This window comes from Pontibacter sp. H249 (assembly GCF_037892465.1).
GTDB lineage: Bacteria > Bacteroidota > Bacteroidia > Cytophagales > Hymenobacteraceae > Pontibacter.
The window spans coordinates 35,276-53,354 of the sequence record NZ_JBBKTR010000021.1 but is presented as its reverse complement, the minus strand read 5'-3'; the positions used below and the strand labels follow the sequence as shown (position 1 = coordinate 53,354).

12 protein-coding genes are annotated in these 18,079 nt (G+C 46.6%); 4 read left to right on the top strand and 8 right to left on the bottom strand.

What is annotated here, in order from left to right:
• Positions 1–45: 45 nt before the first annotated feature.
• Both WG943_RS19660 and WG943_RS19655 read right to left on the bottom strand, forming a co-directional pair.
• The gene (locus WG943_RS19660; RefSeq protein WP_340411596.1) at positions 46–1,194 is read right to left on the bottom strand and encodes an efflux RND transporter periplasmic adaptor subunit; all 1,149 of its coding nucleotides are present in this window, start codon (positions 1,192–1,194) and stop codon (positions 46–48) included.
• Between the two features lie 3 nt (positions 1,195–1,197).
• Entirely contained in the window at positions 1,198–5,583 is a 4,386-nt protein-coding gene (locus WG943_RS19655; RefSeq protein ID WP_340411595.1) for a CusA/CzcA family heavy metal efflux RND transporter, read from the bottom strand.
• A 181-nt stretch (positions 5,584–5,764) separates the two neighbouring features.
• On the opposite strand from WG943_RS19655, the gene WG943_RS19650 reads away from it, so the two are divergent.
• Together WG943_RS19650 and WG943_RS19645 are read left to right on the top strand one after the other, a co-directional pair.
• Positions 5,765–6,055, top strand: coding sequence for a hypothetical protein (locus WG943_RS19650; protein ID WP_340411594.1), 291 nt, complete (start codon positions 5,765–5,767; stop codon positions 6,053–6,055).
• 76 nt (positions 6,056–6,131) lie between these two features.
• Entirely contained in the window at positions 6,132–6,941 is an 810-nt protein-coding gene (locus WG943_RS19645) for a PepSY domain-containing protein (protein ID WP_340411592.1), read from the top strand.
• A gap of 18 nt (positions 6,942–6,959) precedes the next feature.
• Here WG943_RS19645 and WG943_RS19640 read toward each other — a convergent pair whose 3' ends face one another.
• Entirely contained in the window at positions 6,960–7,976 is a 1,017-nt protein-coding gene (locus WG943_RS19640) for a potassium channel family protein (protein ID WP_340411590.1), read from the bottom strand.
• A gap of 437 nt (positions 7,977–8,413) precedes the next feature.
• Here WG943_RS19640 and ppsA point away from each other — a divergent pair, with 437 nt between their 5' ends.
• The gene (gene ppsA, locus WG943_RS19635) at positions 8,414–10,828 is read left to right on the top strand and encodes a phosphoenolpyruvate synthase (protein ID WP_340411588.1); all 2,415 of its coding nucleotides are present in this window, start codon (positions 8,414–8,416) and stop codon (positions 10,826–10,828) included.
• A gap of 4 nt (positions 10,829–10,832) precedes the next feature.
• On the opposite strand, the gene WG943_RS19630 is transcribed toward ppsA, so the two are convergent.
• From WG943_RS19630 to WG943_RS19610, 5 genes are all read right to left on the bottom strand, one after another.
• On the bottom strand, positions 10,833–11,717 hold the full coding sequence (locus WG943_RS19630) for a ribose-phosphate pyrophosphokinase (RefSeq protein ID WP_340411587.1): 885 nt from the start codon (positions 11,715–11,717) through the stop codon (positions 10,833–10,835).
• On the bottom strand, positions 11,714–13,225 hold the full coding sequence (locus WG943_RS19625) for a thymidine phosphorylase family protein (RefSeq protein WP_340411585.1): 1,512 nt from the start codon (positions 13,223–13,225) through the stop codon (positions 11,714–11,716). The genes WG943_RS19630 and WG943_RS19625 overlap by 4 nt, the downstream gene beginning before the upstream one ends.
• 1 nt (position 13,226) lies before the next feature.
• Positions 13,227–14,072 carry a restriction endonuclease gene (locus WG943_RS19620; protein WP_340411584.1) on the bottom strand — a complete coding sequence of 282 codons (846 nt, stop codon included), beginning with the start codon at positions 14,070–14,072 and terminating at the stop codon, positions 13,227–13,229.
• A gap of 111 nt (positions 14,073–14,183) precedes the next feature.
• Entirely contained in the window at positions 14,184–14,978 is a 795-nt protein-coding gene (locus tag WG943_RS19615) for a membrane or secreted protein (RefSeq protein ID WP_340411583.1), read from the bottom strand.
• Between the two features lie 225 nt (positions 14,979–15,203).
• Positions 15,204–15,959 carry an SDR family oxidoreductase gene (locus tag WG943_RS19610; protein WP_340411582.1) on the bottom strand — a complete coding sequence of 252 codons (756 nt, stop codon included), beginning with the start codon at positions 15,957–15,959 and terminating at the stop codon, positions 15,204–15,206.
• Positions 15,960–16,307: 348 nt separating this feature from the next.
• Between WG943_RS19610 and WG943_RS19605 the strand changes: the two genes are divergently transcribed.
• Positions 16,308–17,843, top strand: a complete 1,536-nt coding sequence (locus tag WG943_RS19605) for a trypsin-like peptidase domain-containing protein (protein ID WP_340411581.1) — start codon at positions 16,308–16,310, stop codon at positions 17,841–17,843.
• Positions 17,844–18,079: the final 236 nt, after the last annotated feature.

The following is an 18,079-nucleotide window of genomic DNA, read 5'->3' as shown; positions in this document are numbered from 1 at the left end:
CTTTGGGAGCAAATGCGGTTACGACTACTCTGTGTCGGTACCAACTTACTCTTCCTCTTCCTTATTCTTCAGTTTCATTAACAAAGTATAAGCTCCTTTTAAAACGTATGTCTGGCTTTCAGGCTTTAGTGAGGATCCGGGTATTAGTGCCGTGTAGCCTTGTTCAGAGCCTGCTGTTTGTGCTTCCACCATCTCAAAAATGCTGCTGTCCCGTACAACAAACACATATTGTTTACTGCCGTATCGCACGATGGCATCGTTTGGTAAGGTATAAGCATCCTGGCTTTGCACCTCGATCTCTGCATTCATAAACATGCCGGGCACCAGCAATTTGTCATTTGTGTGAAGGTGACAGTGTACTTCTACGGCCCTGTCCCGGGTTACATCTTTGCCAATGTAGATGATCTCGCCTGAATATTTTTTCTCAGGTTGGCTTGCCCGGTACGCCACTATCTTTTGGCCGACTTCCAGTTTATCAAGGTCCTTTTCGAAAACTGTGAGCATCAGGTGCAGGTCGCTGGGATCTACCAGTTCAAACAGTACATCGGTAGGCACTACATACTTTCCTACGTTTACATTTACCTTTGTTACATACCCATCTATAGGAGAGTAGAGGCGAAGGGTGCGTGTTAGGGTTTTACCTGTCAAGCTGCCAGGATTTACACCCAGCATGCGTAACCTTTCGGCCAGCGCCTTTAACTGCACTTGCTGAATTTGATAGTCGGCCAGGGTTTGCTGGTATACTTTATCACTTGTTGCCTTACTCTGGTTCAGGTCGCGCTGGCGGTTATATTCCTGCTCCAGGTAAGAAAGCCGTGCTTTGGCGGTAAGGTAATCCTGCTGAAGCTGTATGTAGCCCTGGTCTTCAAGTTCTGCCATAAACTGGCCCTTTTTAAGGTGCATGCCGGGTAGTAAGCCTGTTTTTTTAAGGTACCCCCCGAGCGGCACGCTCACTGAGATAAGGTTTTGGGGAGGTGCCTCCATCATGCCATTTACCTGCACTAGGTCAGCGATAGGTTTACGTTCTGATTTACCAACCATTATCCCCGCATTCTTCATCTGCGCCGGTGTAAGCACTACCAGGTTGTTTTCTGAGGCACTTTGTTTTGTTATAGCCTCTGCGGGTTTTTCGGAACCGCAACTGGCCAGGAATGAGGCTGTGGCTGTTAGAAGTATAACGAAGAATCGTTTCATAACTTACCTGTTTCCGGTTAAGGCGCGTATCTGTATAACTGTTTGGTTGTAATTTTTGACAGCATCAAGATAATCAGTTTGCAGTATGATAGCCTGGTTCATTAGCATCACCCACTCCAGGTAATTTATGTCTCCCTCTCTGAACTGTTCGTTAGCTGTCCTGATGATGACCTCAGCGTTTGGCAGCGCAGAACTTTCAAAGTAGGCAATGTTCTCCATTGCCAGCTGGTGCTGTTGCAGCACCCTGCGCAGCTCCGTTGTAAGCATCAACCGCCCCGCCCTGTAGCTGTTCTGCGCCATTTGTTCCTGTATTCTGGCAGCCTGCACCCGCGACCGTTGCGCTCCAAAAAACAGGGGCAGTCCTACTCCCAGTTCTAAAGAAGAAAACCGGTCAGCTGTAGTATAATTGCGCTCAACGCCATCAATGTTCTGCACCCCTTTTAAACTCTGGTTGTTATAGCCAATCATCAGGTCGGGAAGGAGCAGGGCCTTTTCTTTGCTGGTTCTGGCTTGGTTTACCTTCTGCTGTTGCTGTAGCATTTTGAGATAAGGATGTGTTTCCGGTGCTGCAGTATCTGTTCTCAGCGGCGACTCCATCTTTAGCGGACGCGCTTCCGGGAAATATAGTGTATCAGTGTTAAGCAGTATATTAAACTGTTGTTGCAGTTCTGCCATCAGTTGCTGATTTTGCCTTAAGTGAAGGCTTACCTGTCCGCGTTGTGTCTGGGCGGTGCTTTTTTCGAGTATGTTACTAGCCCCTTTTGCGAAGCGGAGTTCAGCGTTGCGCTGAAATGCAGCAAACAGGCTATCAGTGCGGAACAACAGCTTTTGTTTCTCCTTTGCATACAGTAGCTCAAAGTATACTTGTGTTACCTGCCATCGCAGTTCATACGCTACTAGCTCAGTTCGAAGTATACCTTGCTGCCATTCATTATTTAGCAGGCTCATCTGCCTCATGTATACCGTCGGGAACTTTACACTTTGTGAAACATTCAGGCGCGTGTCTTTATAGGCACTGTTAATCTGGCCATATTCAAGTGCAACAGAGGTTTGCGGTAAATCCAGTACAGTGCCGCGCAGCTTTTGCAATCCATCAGTTTGTAACTGCTCGTTCCGGAGTTCGATGTTTTGTTTCTGTGCCTTTAGAATTGCAGACTCTAGTGTTATAGGTAGTGGTTTATTTGTCTGCTGTGCGGATGTGTGCAATGGCAGTAGCAAACAGAGCAACAGAACTGCAACTGTACCGGCTGATAGTACGCCGGGGCTACTTTTGTGATGGGCTCCTCTCTCAAATAGTATGTAAAGCGACGGAAGTACAAACAGCGTAAGCAGCGTGGCTACGATCAAACCGCCAATTACCACCGTGGCCAACGGACGCTGCACTTCGGCACCGGCGCCCATACTTAAAGCCATCGGCAGAAATCCCATACTTGCTACGCTTGCCGTCATCAGCACCGGGCGTAACCTGGTTTTTGTACCTTGCAGTACAATTTCTTTTATCGTCATTCCTCCGGCAAGCCGCAGGCGGTTAAATTCCGCGATCATTACAATGCCGTTTAGCACAGCAACGCCAAACAAAGCTATAAAGCCCACACCTGCTGATATACTAAAAGGCATACCTCGCAGCCAAAGCGCATAAATACCCCCAATGGCTGATAATGGTATGGCCGAATAAATCAGCAAGCCATACCGCACCGAGTGAAAGGCGAAGTATAACAGCAGGAAAATAAGTGTCAGCGAAACAGGTACTGCTACAGTCAGCTGCCTGCGTGCAGCCTCCAGGTTTTGGAAGGCGCCGCCATACACAATGTAATAACCGGGAGGCAAGGTTAATTGCTGCTGTACTTTCTGCTGTAGCTCCCCCACAATGCTTTGCACATCCCGGCCGCGCACGTTAAAGCCTACCACAATGCGCCGTTTGGCATCCTCGCGCTGTATCTGGTATGGCCCTTCCTGCAGCTGTACATCTGCCAGCAAGTATAACGGCACCTGCCCGGCAGGAGTGGGCACCTGTAGTGCCTGCACATCGGTCAGGTTCTGTCGTAGTTCACCCTGCATGCGTACCACCAGTTCAAAGCGTCGTTCGCCTTCAAATACCAGACCACTGGCTACACCTGCAAAAGCAGCGTTAACGGTCCGGTTAATATCGGCGATATTTGTTCCGTGGCGGGCTATGGCTGCATGGTTATACTTTATCACGATCTGCGGCATGCCGGTAACTGTTTCAACATACAAATCTGCGGCACCATCCACGCTGTGTGCCAGTGCGCCGAGCCGCTGTGCGTAATAAGCCAAAGTATCCAGGTCTTCCCCGAATATTTTACACACCACATCCTGCCGCGCACCAGTCATGAGTTCGTTAAAGCGCATCTGTACCGGGTACTGGAAGCCGGCTGTTATTCCGGGTACGTCCTGCAGGGCATCCCCCATTTTCTCTGCCAGTTCGTTAAAAGTAGTAGCTGAGGTCCATTCTGCCTTCGGTTTCAGGATCACCATCATGTCGCTGGCTTCTATGGGCATAGGGTCAGTGGGTATCTCCCCGGAGCCGATCTTTGTCACTATTTTTTCTACTTCCGGAAAGCGTTCCAACAATATACCAGAGGCCTGTTGTGTGGCTCTGATGGTTGTGTTCAGGTTGCTGCCCGTCAGCACGCGGGTGTCTACGGCAAAATCACCTTCTTCCAGGGCAGGGATAAATTCCCCGCCAAGCGATAACAGCACCAGCATGGCGCTGGCAAAGAGCAGAACGGCTGCTGTAATCACAGTTTTCGGAAACTCCAGCACGCGCTGCAGATGCTTCTGATAAAAGTTTTCCAGTCTTGCCATCATCCGGTCAGATATAGTAGGTTTGTGGCTTATCTTCTTGCTCAGGAACAGCGCACTCATCATTGGTACATAGGTAAGCGAAAGTATAGCCGCACCGATCAGTGCAAAAGAAACAGTCTGCGCCATTGGCCTGAACATTTTGCCTTCTATGCCCTGCAGGGTAAGTATGGGGAGGTACACGATCAGGATGATGATCTGTCCGAAGATGGCGCTGTTCATCATACGGCTTGCCGACTGTTTTACCGTATCATCCATTTGTGCCTGGTCTATTCTGTTGGTGGCAGCAAATTGTTTGTTGTAATGGAAAGTATGAAGCACCGCCTCCACAATGATCACGGCACCGTCTACGATCAAACCAAAATCCAGCGCACCGAGGCTCATCAGGTTACCGCTAACACCAAACAGGTTCATCATGGTAAAGGCAAACAGCATGGAAAGCGGAATAACAGATGCCACAATAAAGCCCGCCCTGAGGTTGCCCAGGAACAGCACCAGTACAAACACTACGATCAGGGCGCCCTCCATCAGGTTTTTCTGCACAGTCTTTATTGCGTTGTTCACCATTTTGGTGCGATCCAGGAAAGGCTCTATCATCACACCTTCCGGCAGCGACTCCTGTATCTGGGCAATGCGCGCCTTAACGTCCTTTATGACTTCGTTACTGTTGGCTCCTTTCAGCATCATCACCACGGCACCTGCTACCTCGCCCTGGTCATTGTAAGTCATGGCGCCGAATCGTGTTGCATGGCCATAGTTTGTCTCTGCTACATCGCGCAGGTAAAGGGGCGTACCATTTTCCGTATTCCGGATGGCTATGTTCCGGATATCGTTGATGCTGCCCAGCAGGCCCTCGCTCCGGATAAAAAGTACCACATCGCCTTTATCGATGTATGATCCGCCGGTGTTTTGATTATTGTTTTCCAGCGCTGTGAATACATCTGTTATGGTAAGGCCGTAGGATTTAAGCCGCGAAGGGTTTATAGCTATTTCATACTGTTTCAGGTAGCCGCCAAAACTACTCACATCGGCCACTCCGGGTACACCCAGCAGCTGGCGCCTTACGATCCAGTCCTGGATGGTACGCAGCTCCATGGCGCTGTACTTATCCTCGTAGCCGTCTTTTGGCCTTACCACATACTGGTAAATTTCGCCCAGCCCGGTAGTTACAGGCCCAAGTTCAGGCACTCCTACGCCCTCGGGTATCTGTTGTTGCACGATTTGCAGCCGTTCAGCCACCTGTTGCCGGGCCCAGTACACATCTACCCCGTCCTCAAAAACAATAGTTACCAGCGAAAGGCCAAACCTGGAGAAGCTGCGGATCTCCTTTATGCCAGGTATGTTGCTGTTGGCCTGCTCTACTGGGAATGTAACGAGACGCTCTATATCCGGTGCACCTAGGGAGGGGGCCACCGTGATTACCTGTACCTGGTTGTCTGTTATGTCAGGAACGGCATCGATGGGCAGCCGCATTACGTTGTAAATGCCCATAATAACTAGCCCTATCACGAAAAGCCCGACGATGAGCTTATTATGAATTGAAAAGGAAATGATCCTGTTCAGCATAGGCATCCTCTTTAAATAGCTACATCAGAAGCAGCGCAAGCCAAAGCTTACTATATGATTAAACTATTTTAAACTAAGACAGTTAATTTAATTTGACTTTATTTTTATTATTTATAATAATTTTAATTAAGGTGTTTAAACGTACTATGTTACATGAAGCTTTAACTTTATTAATATCATTATGAAAACAATAGAACTTAATCAATTTAATACCACCTTCAGGGTTGAAGGAAGCAGCCAGACCCGCAGCCTGGAGATAAAGAAAGTAGACTTATATAGTAGCGACAGCCAAGGTCTTAAACTGAATGTTATAGATGAAAAAGATATCACAATCTATAGCCAACCACTAAACCAGTCTGGCATTACGGTTGTAGGGAAACGGTTTGTATTTTATGACCATCTTTCGGTTAATGTTGAAGCAGAACAAGCAGATACAACTTTTGCAGTTACGTTACACATAGTTTTAAACTAACGGTATTACCAACTGGTGTTGCAGTATAGCTAAGATCATTATCAATGGGTTTTGATTTTATACTTAACTTGGCTTTATGAAGCTAAAAAGTAAACACTACTACATCCGTAAATCGCACCGCTACCTGGGGCTCATACTTGGCGTTCAGTTTCTTTTCTGGACCATCGGCGGCCTGTACTTTAGCTGGAATGATATAGACGATGTACACGGGGATCATCTCCGCAAAGAGAAGAAACACTTTTCTGCTTCCATGCCCATGGTTTCGCCACAAGTAGTGCTGGAGCAGCTTAATGCCAAAGCGCAGGTCGACTCTGTACACTCAATACAACTTATAGATATAATACGCACACCGGCATACCAGGTGCGTTATTTTACTGCAGAAACAGCACATGCAGCAAATGGCGCAGGAGAGCATGGCGGCGGCCATACTTCTAATTTAAAAGTGCAACTGGCAAACGCCGAAACCGGTAGTTTTATACCAGCTCTTACAGAAAAGCAAGCCGTTGAAGTTGCTAAAAGCCAGGTAAAGGACCCGATTAAAATAGTTAAAGTAGAATACTTGACTGAAGTGGAATTGCACCATGAATACCGTGAAAAACCACTGCCAGCATGGGCTATAACTTTTAGCCAACCCGACAACTGCACAGTATATGTTTCTGCGGAGCTGGGTACTTTTCAGGCCATCCGCCATAACCAATGGCGCGTGTTTGATTTCCTCTGGATGTTGCATACCATGGACTACCAGGGCAGAGATAACTTTGGTAACTTACTCCTGAAAGCCTTCTCTATTTTTGGCCTGTTTACCATACTTTCAGGTTTCGTGCTATACTTTGTTTCTTCACCAACCGTACGTAAATCCGGAAAGCGAACGCTAAAGGCAAATTAGAGCATCTGAAAGTATAGATTATACTTTTCCGTAAACCTGTTCCCACGACCAGCCATCGGTTTCAAGCATGAGCGTGAGGAGCTTTCTGCGTTCATGTACTTCCTGCTGTAATGCGTTTTTAAAACTCACCTCATCTTGCAGCGGAATTCCTTCTGTTCTGAGTTGCTGTAGGTCGGGAATAGGAGCAGTTGTTGATGGATTGCTACTATCCAGAAAACCACTTTTTATCACTTCCAGATAAGAGTCGATGGTGGTTTCAAGCATTGTCATCTTAATCTTGTCTATACTTTTTTGTGGAGGAATGGCATACTTTAGCAGATGGTATACTTCTGCCAGCAATACGATAGCCGGTGAAATAGCCAGCTTAGGCAAATTGTTGTTAAAGTAATGTATAACAGGATAGGAGTGATGGTGCATGATGTGCTGCATCAGCATCTGGCAAACATCCGCTACATTCTCTGAAAAGCAAGATAAGTCTTCGCCATTCCAGCCGTTTTTTAAAATTTTTTGCGGAGTGGTGCCCATGCTGTGTATATAAAGGCTAAGTTTACTCTGCAGCCCCACCGCCTGTAGTACCGGCACAAAATAAGTAATAGAGGCCGTAATAAAAGCAAGTCCGGAGAATGCGGCCACACTCGTAACAACACGCCAGGTATTGTTGGATGCATTGTAATCCCCGACGCCAAGTGTAGATAAAGTAAAGCCTGCATAGTATAATTTCTCCAGAAAGTCTGTGCTTTCCCGTGTCGTACTAGTCACCACAGAACCCGGATCTGACAGCAGCATGAGCAACAGGCCAACCCACATGCCTGCCACCCAAGACAAAAGCACTGCTATAAGTATGGCTGTACCTGCATAAGAGAGTAAGGTAGAGGTACCCTTTTTACCTGAAAGTATAAAAAATACCCTCCAGATACTATGGGAGAGTAAGGTCGTCAGAGGGCCTCCTCCTTTTGAAGTAAAAGTAGTTTTAATAATGTCTACAACTATAAGTAAGAAAAGCAGGATGCCAATTACAAGGTATGCATAGTTCATTTTTAGACTAACGAAGACAAGTTCTCATGGTTAAGGTACAGCTGATTTTTAGGAAAATCTGGGCAAGCTTATATAGGTCCAAGACGTGATTCGGGACTACCGGCTCAGGCCACGGAGCAGAGGTTTTACCTGGTCCGGGTTAGTGATAGATATGATCAAGCGGCAGCAGGAGTACAGTACCTGAGGTTTATACTTTACATCTCGTAAGTAAGATTTAGTTTAGTGCAGTGCACGTTAGCTGTTATTACCATGCTTTACTAATCTATATCAGTAACCCGTATTAGTAATGCTCGTTATTAAAATTGTATAATGCCATTAACAGCATTTACAGTCAGAAAAAGCTTTGCTTTAACCACATCGAGTACCCGTTCTACACATCTTTAGCCTCACCCGTGCCATAGCCTTTTTAATTCTTCTTCTACTTTTAATTTCCCGTCATGGCAACATACATTAAGCTCTTTAAAGACATTAGTTACCAAGACCTGAACCAGGTAGGAGGCAAGAATGCCTCACTGGGCGAAATGTATAACCAACTAAACCCGGAAGGAATAAAAGTGCCGGATGGTTTTGCCACCACAGCAGAGGCTTATTGGTACTTTCTGGAGCAGAACAACCTGATGCAGCAGCTAACAGATATTTTAGACGAGTTAGATAAAGAGCAGTTTAGTAACTTAAACAAGGTAGGTAACAAAGCAAGAGAGCTTATACTTTCTTCTAAATTTCCGGATGAGGTAAGGCAGGCAATAGGAGAAGGCTACAATTACCTGAAAGCAGAGTATGGGAAGGAGATATCACTGGCAGTTAGGAGTAGCGCCACTGCCGAAGACCTTCCCACTGCCAGTTTTGCCGGCCAGCTGGAGACGTACCTGAATGTAAGCGGCCTTAACAACCTGTACAAAGCATGCCACCATAGTTACGCTTCCCTGTTTACAGATCGGGCTATTAAATATAGGGTAGATAATGGTTTTGAGCACATGCAGGTGGCGCTTTCTGTGGGCGTACAAACTATGGTACGATCTGACAAAGCTTGCTCTGGTGTGATGTTTACTTTAGACCCGGATACAGGTTTTGAGAATGTGGTAGTGATTTCAGGGTCCTGGGGGCTAGGCGAAAACATTGTGCAGGGCGCAGTTAATACCGATGAGTTTGTGGTTTTTAAATCGATGCTCGACAAGGCGAAGCAACCCATCATTTCGCACAAGCTCGGCAGCAAAGCTAAAACAATGGTGTATGCCGATAAGAAGGAAGGTGAGCTGCAAAGCCCAACGGATGCCATTATCAACCAAGAAACACCACCAAACATGCAGGAACAGTTTGTACTGCAGGATGAGGAGGTAGTGCAGCTGGCAAAATGGGGAAAACGAATAGAAGAGCACTATGATAAACCCATGGATATTGAGTGGGCAAAAGATGGCCTCACACAAGAATTGTTTATTGTGCAGGCAAGGCCGGAAACGGTGCAGAGCCAACATAAAGAGCAAGCGTTTTTCACGGAGTATACTTTGAAAGAGGAAGGCAAAGTACTTAGCTCCGGCATTGGCCTCAGCAACCGTATTGTGTCCGGGGTGGCGCGTATCCTACACTCACCCAAAGAGATTGATAAGCTACAGGAAGGAGAGGTACTTGTTACCCGTAAAACAGATCCCGATTGGGACCCAATTCTGAAAAAAGCAGTAGCCATTGTGACTGAGCAGGGAGGCCGCACCAGCCATGCAGCCATTGTAGCCAGAGAGGTGGGAGCCGTGGCCGTGCTGGGTACAAACGATGCCACCAAAACCATACAGGACGGGCAGGAGGTAACCATATCAACAGCCGGAGGTGAAACTGGTTACGTGTATGAAGGGAAGCTGCAATGGGACGAGCAGAAAACAGACCTAAGCAAACTCGAAAAACCACAAACCAAAGCCATGCTTATACTTGGCGATCCGGAGCAGGCTTTTAAATATTCTTTTCTACCAAACGATGGGGTAGGATTGATGCGCATGGAGTTCATCATCAACAACTCCATACAGATACACCCCATGGCCCTAAAGCATTTTGATAAGGTGGAGGACGAGCAGGCAAGGGAAAAAATAGAACAGCTTACGCACCATTACCAGAACAAAGAGGGTTACTTTGTCGATAAGCTGGCCGAGGCTACAGCCATTATTGCCGCCGCATTTTACCCAAAGGATGTGATCGTTCGCATGAGTGATTTCAAGTCGAATGAGTACGCTAATCTGATTGGGGGCAGGAAATTTGAACCCGAAGAAGCGAACCCGATGATAGGCCTGAGAGGGGCATCACGTTACTACCACCCGCTGTACCAGGAAGGCTTTGAACTGGAGTGCCGTGCTATGAAAAAGGTGCGGGAAGAAATGGGCCTTACCAACGTGAAGCTGATGATACCCTTCTGCAGAACAGTAGACGAAGGCAAGAAAGTAATTGGTTTAATGGAAGACTATGGTCTAAAGCGCGGCGATAATGGGCTGGAAATTTACGTGATGGTGGAGATACCCAGCAATGCCTTACTGGCAGAAGACTTTGCAGAACATTTCGACGGCTTCTCTATCGGCTCCAACGACCTGACGCAGCTTACCTTAGGTGCAGATCGTGATTCCGGATTGCTGAGCGATATCTTCTCGCCGTTTGATGCAGCCGTACAGCAACTCATCGTGATGACGCTTGAAAAAGCAAAAGCCACAGGCACTAAAACCGGCCTTTGCGGACAGGCACCCAGCGACTATCCAAAATATGCAGCATTTTTGGTTGAACATGGCATTAATAGTATCTCCTTTAACCCGGATGCCTTTTTTAGGGGAATGGAGAATATGGTGCAGGCAGAGAAAAATAAACAAAGTATAAAATCCTGAATACTCATACTTGCGAAAGTATAGCCTCAGCCAGAAGCCTATCTGTGGTAATGCCGTTGGAAAGATGCACAATGGTATTGCAGGTAATAATGGTTCCAGCTCCGGCCTGTAGCAGTTCCTCGTGGGCTCCCGCTGCAAAAACGGCATGCACGCCTATACAAACAGGCGACTGTGGCGTTAGCCGCTTCAGGTGCTGCACCGTTTCAATCATGGTTCTGGCTGTAGATATGATATCATCAACAAGTACAGGTGTATGTTTTTGATAAGCTGCCATTTCCGGTTGAGTTACCTGTACTTCTCGGTCGCCTAACCTTGTTTTGGTAAGCACCAGGTAAGGAGCCTCCGCCAGGGTAGCCACTTCTTTTACCCATTGCAAGCTTTCTTCGTCAGGACCAATCAGCAACGGCTGCGGCACGTGCTTTTTTAACCAGTTGGCAAGTAGGGGTGCTGCGTGCAAGGCAATGGCCGGAATAGTATAAAGTTCCTGCATGTGCCTGAACCGGTGCAGGTGTGGGTCTATGGTAATTAGCTTATCTACTAAACCAGAGAGCAGGTCTGCAAAGTAGCGTGCTGTTACGGCCTCTCCTTCGTTAAACTGCTTATCCTGCCGCATGTAAGCCAGGTAGGGAGCAACCAGCGTGATGTGTGCTGCACCCAATTCTCTAGCTGTTCTTGCCAGGAAATATAGCGGCAACAACTTTGCATCCGGTTGGTGTAGGGTGCATACAAGTATAACCTGCTTTTGCCGTACATCCGAAAGTATACGCACATAACTCTCTCCATCCGGAAAGTACCTTACTGTTACCGCGCCTGTTTCAGATTTAAGAATAGCAGCCAGCGATTGGGATAGAGCTTCATTCCCGGGCAGGCCAAAAACTATGGTTTTCATGTTGCGACAAGTTCTACAGGGTGTTGCGCACTGTGAAGAAACGTAAGGGCATAACTTAGCTCGCCCTGCGATGCTGTGTAGATCGTGAAAAGAGGCTCACCCTTCTGAACATACTTGCCGATTGGTGATTTAAAAAGCACGCCGGCTCCCGGTGATTTGGGTGCCCCAGCCAGCTTAGCTATTTTCGCCAGTTTCCGGTTATCTACCGAGTGTACTATCCCGCTTGTACTGGCAAGTATGTCGTGCTGAATAGGAGCAGGAGCAGGCTCTTTAAAGCCTCCCTGTGCTTCACAAATGCTATAAAATTTAGTTAATGCCTGTCCGCTTTCCAGTATGTTCAGCGCACGCTCGGCACCCTTGCCGTTTGGTGCGGCACCGGCTCTTTCAAGTATAAGTCCTGCCAGTTGCACGGACCGTTCTTTAAGATCTGCAGGGGCTGCCGGCTCGTTGCGAAGCACGGCCAGCACATCCAATGCTTCGAGCGCAGGGCCAATACCCCGGCCAACAGGCTGCGAGCCGTCTGTTATCAGCACCTCAACACTCATTCCAATCGAAAGCCCTACAGCCCTGAGGTAATATTCCAGTAGAAAAGCCTCTTCTTTGGATCGTACTTTGGCTGTTGCGCCAACCGGTATGTCGATGACCACGTGCGTTGATCCGGCTGCGGCTTTTTTAGATAGTACAGAGGCGATCATTTGCCCGGCGCTGTCTATGTCCAGGGCCTTTTCTACGGATATAATCACATCATCCACCGGACTCAGCTTTACAGCCCCGCCCCAGGCCATACAACCACCTTCTTTGCGCACCACATCCATTATCTGCTCCAGGGTGAGGTCTACAGGCGTCATGGTTTCGATTACGTCTGCGGTACCAGCTGGCGAGGTAATTGCCCTGGATGAGGTTTTAGGAATAATGAGGCCGGCAGCAGCTACGATGGGCACAATAATGGGCGTGGTACGGTTGCCGGGCAAGCCGCCTACACAGTGTTTATCCATAACCAATGGCACCTCCCAATCCAACGTAGCACCTGAACTGATCATAGCTTTGGTGAGGTAAATTACTTCGTCCAGGGCCAGATTGTCGCCGGAGCAAACTGTAACAAAGGCTGCGATCTCTAATTTAGAGTAAAGCCCTCGGTTTACATCAGATATCACACGCTGTATGGCTTCGTTATTAAATTTCTTTCCAAACATCTTGGCCCGCACATCGCTAAAGGAGATGATCGGCTGCATGTGTGTTACCGATATAAGCTCACCTTCAGCCGCGTTCAAGCTCCTGAAAGCAGCTTCGGAGAGGGCCGCCTCACCAACCTCTATCAATTCAGAGGTAATGACGTTAAGCGTTGCGATGATGCTTTTGGTGCTATAGTGTACATACACCCTGGTGTTAGCAGTGAATCCTTCTGAAATACAAACTGACGAGTCGGAGCGCATAAAAATGATGTGCTCTGTGTGTGTATCGATGCCAAGCCTTCGCAGGCGAAGTACGTTGCTGTTGTTACCTTCCATATCAGCCGCATAAACTTCTAACCTCGTGTAGCACACTCTTAATCCTGTTTTCCCGCACGCCAGCCTGCCGCAGTAGCACCTCGTTACGCAGTAACTCTTTGCAGAGCACAATTTTCATTTCCAGCAGCTGCCTTTTCTCATGTTTTGTAAGCGTTGTCAGGCACGTGACCGGGTATAACTCAAAAGAGTCCACCATATCTTTGATGCCGCCTTTGTAAGGATAATCCCAGCCTACCAGTTTCATGTCGGAGCAGGAAGCATACTTTAAGGCATCTTCTGTAAAGCGTGTGTTGGTTACCACCCATACCTGGTGAAAGCGTATTTCATATTCGTTTTCCGATGGCCATACTTTTTCCACATCCCGGAACCTGGAGTGGATGTACATTGGAATTTTAACATCGGATTTATTGTGGTGCATGTTGTGGTATTTGCATTCGATCATGATGCGCTTACCATCTTTGGCTGCCACCACGTCTATCTCATGCCGTACGCACCTGCCATCTACAAAAACGCCGATCTCTGTGATAAAACCCTGCGCTTTCAGCAGCTCGGCTACAAACTTTTCGAATGGGAAACCGGAGGGGCCTAATTGCATGATGCCCTGCTTCAGGCTGTACCTGGCTGCAGTAGTTTTAGATAGTTTTTTAAGTATGGCAAAGGCTTGCTTGTATATTTTTTTGGTAGAGATGCCTTTAAAAAGCATAGGTTCTAACTGCCTTAGCACCTCTTGTATTACTTCTTCGCTTGCACCTGCCTTGCGCAGCGACAGCATCAATTTACCTTCTGAGAATAGTACTTGTTCGCCGGAGGCCTTCGTGATTACCAGTTGCTCTAATGTTTCGGCCATGGGCTAGGGTCTATGTTGCTAGTTTGCAGCTCCAAAATATTGAGTTGCATTATAAAGTTCTGCATTCAGATAAAAATAAACAAGCTGTTGCAGTTATACTTTATAGTCAGATTAGTTGGCAGTTATGCGTTCCCAAATCTCGTTTATTTTATTGCCGGTGCTGCTTTGGCCGGTGTGGTGCCATCTGCCATCTTTTACCTCATAGTTAAAGCTTAACTGCATGCCCACACGGCTGGAGTCGCGGGAGAAGAACTCAATACTCTCTGTATACTTTCCGTCTTTGGCTGTATACGTTCCGCCACCTGTTCCAAAAAATTCTCCTGTTTCGGAGTTAAAGGCAATCCACTGAAACCGTGTGTCGGAGAGTACTTTCAATGTTTTGCGAGCTCCCTGTTGCATGGTGCTCATTTCACCGTTACGTTCGCGGCCAGTAATGCGCCAGGTTCCTGCCAAGGGAGAAGCAGTGTTCTGTTTGCTTAGCCTTTCCCAGCTTTCATTTGCTTTGTTTTTTCTGCCCAGGCCAGAGATCTGCCATGTATTGTTTTTAAGTGTAAATTTTCCGGTTGCAGCGTTACCTACCTGTGTAGAATCAAAAGTATTAAACTCATACTTTTGGGTGAGCTGGTTATTGGATAAAGTATAAGTGCCGCCGTAGGTGCCGATAAACCTCTTGTTCTCCTGATCATAAACCGCTACAGTAAAGAAGCCATCCTGCACAATTTTAATAGTTGTAGTACCGTCTGTGGCACCGGTTAAACGCCACGCGCCTTCCAGGCTGTTGGTTTGCACGTTATTTAAGTTTTCAGTTCTGTGCTGCTGTGCTGTTTCAGGTGCTTTAAAGCCAACCAAAAGAGAGAGGCTGATGGCTGCGATACCAGAGAGTTGTAATAGAATGTTTTTTCTCATGTTTAAAAGCAGTTAAGTTTTCAGAGGGACTTTGAATAAATTTACAAAGTATGAGTAATCACATTGTAAGGCACTGAAGTAGTACTAAATTACATTACCTTTTGTTCAGAGGATATGGGGCTAATTATCAGTGCAGAAGCTGGCTGCTGTCAGAACTCTTGTCTTAGGCTTACTGTAGCCGGCGAGCACTTCAGTAGTTGAATAGCTTTTTTTATTCAGCAACACTTATCTGGCCACCCATCCTCCATCAACAACCATAGCTTGACCAGTAGTGAACGAGGAGGCATCTGAACAAAGCCAGATTGCTGCCTCTGAAATTTCTTCAGGCTCACCGAACCTGCCCATAGGCTCTCCGCTAACCATTGCCTCTTTGGATGTGCGGTTTTTTTCCATAAACCGGTCTATCATGGCTGTTTGTATAGCTCCCGGGCATACTGCATTAACTCTAATACCTGACTGGGCATTTTCAAGTGCAGCGGCTTTTGTGATTCCGATTACGGCATGTTTAGAGGCAGTATAAATCGGTATGCCCGGAAATCCAATTACGCCGGCAATAGAGGAACAGTTAACAATGGCCCCTTTGCCTTGGATTAACATTTGCTGGATTTCATACTTCATGCAAAGCCAAACACCTTTTAGGTTCACTCCAATCACTTTATCAAAGTTCTCTTCTGTCACTTCATGCGTAGGGGCAGAGGCACCTTCGATACCCGCATTGTTAAAAGCATAATCTAAACGGCCAAATTTGTCTACAGTCTGCTCCACCATACGACTTACCTCTGCCTCTTTCGAAACATCACATTTAATGAAGATAGCCTCGCCACCCTCTGCCTTAATGGCGTTTACCGCTTCATGGTCTTCTATCCAATCCACGATGGCTACTTTGGCACCGCGTTCTGCAAACATGATGGCTGTTGCCCGGCCTATGCCAAAACTACCGCCGGTTACAATGGCTACCTTATTTTCAAAAATTCTCTCCATAGGATGCATGATTTTAAGTTAACAGCGCAACAAATTGCTTCAAGAAGAATACATTTCTAGTAATAGTAGAGTAGGTGAATTGAAATGCCCCTGCTAATATGCAGGCGATGGTATGAGTCTGATGTGAAGTATTGATTAATTATCAATACGGAAGAATACCTTAGGAGGTGCTTATTTAAATTAAAGTATAACACCTGAATACATATTATTAAAGTAAGAATTATTCTAGCATTAACAGAGCAGCAGCAGTACAGATAATCGTAAAATAAGTTTACCATTAATACTTGAATATCCGTAGCAAATAACAATGGTTTACATCATCTTAATCCAGGTTATACTTTTTTAAAAATGGATGTTGACTCAATTAGCAGCGTTAGCGGGATGAAAAACGCCACCTATGCCATACTGATCGCAGTTCTTTCTGCAGTTCTGGCCATAGCAGGCTACAGGTACATTGACAGCAGGAGTAATACAGAGGCTTCTTCGCAGGGCCAGTTAGTAAACCTAAACAACAAGCCAAACACATCTTTATACGCAGCTGCTTACCCGGATTTTGTACGCGCCTCTGCAAGTGTAACACCAGCAGTGGTGCATATCAATACTGTTTTTACTGGTAGAGCAGGTGGAGGAAATTCGCTATATGATCTCTTTGGTATTCCGCAAAACTCCGGGCAGGTACGCGGTTCTGGCTCAGGTGTGCTCATATCTAAGGATGGGTATATTGTAACAAACAACCATGTAATAGAGAATGCCACTGCTATAGAAGTATCGCTGCAAGATAAGCGGGTTTTTAAAGCAGAACTTGTGGGCAGAGACCCGAGCACAGACCTGGCCTTACTTAAGGTAGATGCAAGTAACCTCCCAGTTGTGGCTTTGGGTAATTCTGATAGTGTGCAGGTAGGAGAGTGGGTGTTAGCTGTAGGTTACCCCTGGTCTTTAAATACCACAGTAACCGCAGGAATTGTAAGTGCTAAAGGCAGGAGCATTGGTATACTAAACCGCCCCAGCCAGAACATGTACGGCGATGCAAACCAACTTAGTGGCACCAACACTGCGATAGAATCCTTTATACAAACCGATGCAGCCATAAACCAGGGCAACAGCGGAGGAGCCTTGGTAAATGCGCGTGGTCAGTTAATTGGAATTAATGCCGCCATTGCCTCGCAAACCGGTAGTTATGCCGGTTATGGCTTTGCTATACCTGTAAACCTGATGCAAAAAGTGGTCAGTGATTTTAGAAAGTATGGAGAAGTGAGGCGTGGGTATCTGGGCGTCAGTTTTCCGGCTCCGGCTGTTGAAGACCAGATTTTAAGGCAGCGCGGCATAGACCCTGCTGCGGTAAGAGGCGTTTACGTTTTGGGCCTGCAGCCAGGAAGCGGTGCAGCTGACGCCGGACTGAAAGAAGGTGATATCATTCAAAGTATAAATGGCGTTAAGGTTACCTCTTCTGCTGAATTGTCTGAAAGGATTGCACGCCATAACCCTGGCGATAAAGTGCAGCTTACATTTGTCAGAGACGGGAGAAAGCTAAACGCAAAAGTGGAACTGAAAGGGGAGGAAGCAAGCAGTCTTGCTGATAGTGCAACAGCCGAAAAGGGCTTACAAGCCAGGTTAGGAGCTACTTTTGCGCCCGTACCAGACAATGTGAAGCAACGGTATGGTTTACGATCAGGAGTGTATGTAACGGAGGTCCAGAACGGAGGTTTCTTTGACATGGCTGGAATTCCGAAAGGTACCATTATTACAAACATAAATGGGGTGGCGGTTAACAGCCTCGTAGACATGAGCAAAGCAATCGGTGTGTCGCGGGGCCGCACAGTACAGCTAAACGGCATTACTCCTGATGGTACAAGCTTTGTTTTCAGCTTCCCGTTAGGCGCTTAATCAGGTAAGACTCTTTACCTATATATTAACAAGCAAATAAATTATAGTTATAAGATTTTCCTTTCTGCTAAAGTAGTGCTGCTTAGTGTTGTAGCTATTTTAAGGTATTAATTTGGTGATAGTTATCATTTTTGTTGTTAATAGTTACTCATCGCTTAACATGCCGCTTTGTGATTCGTAAAATATAAATATGAATTACTTAAGTTATATACTTGGGCTTTTTTGAATTAACAGTT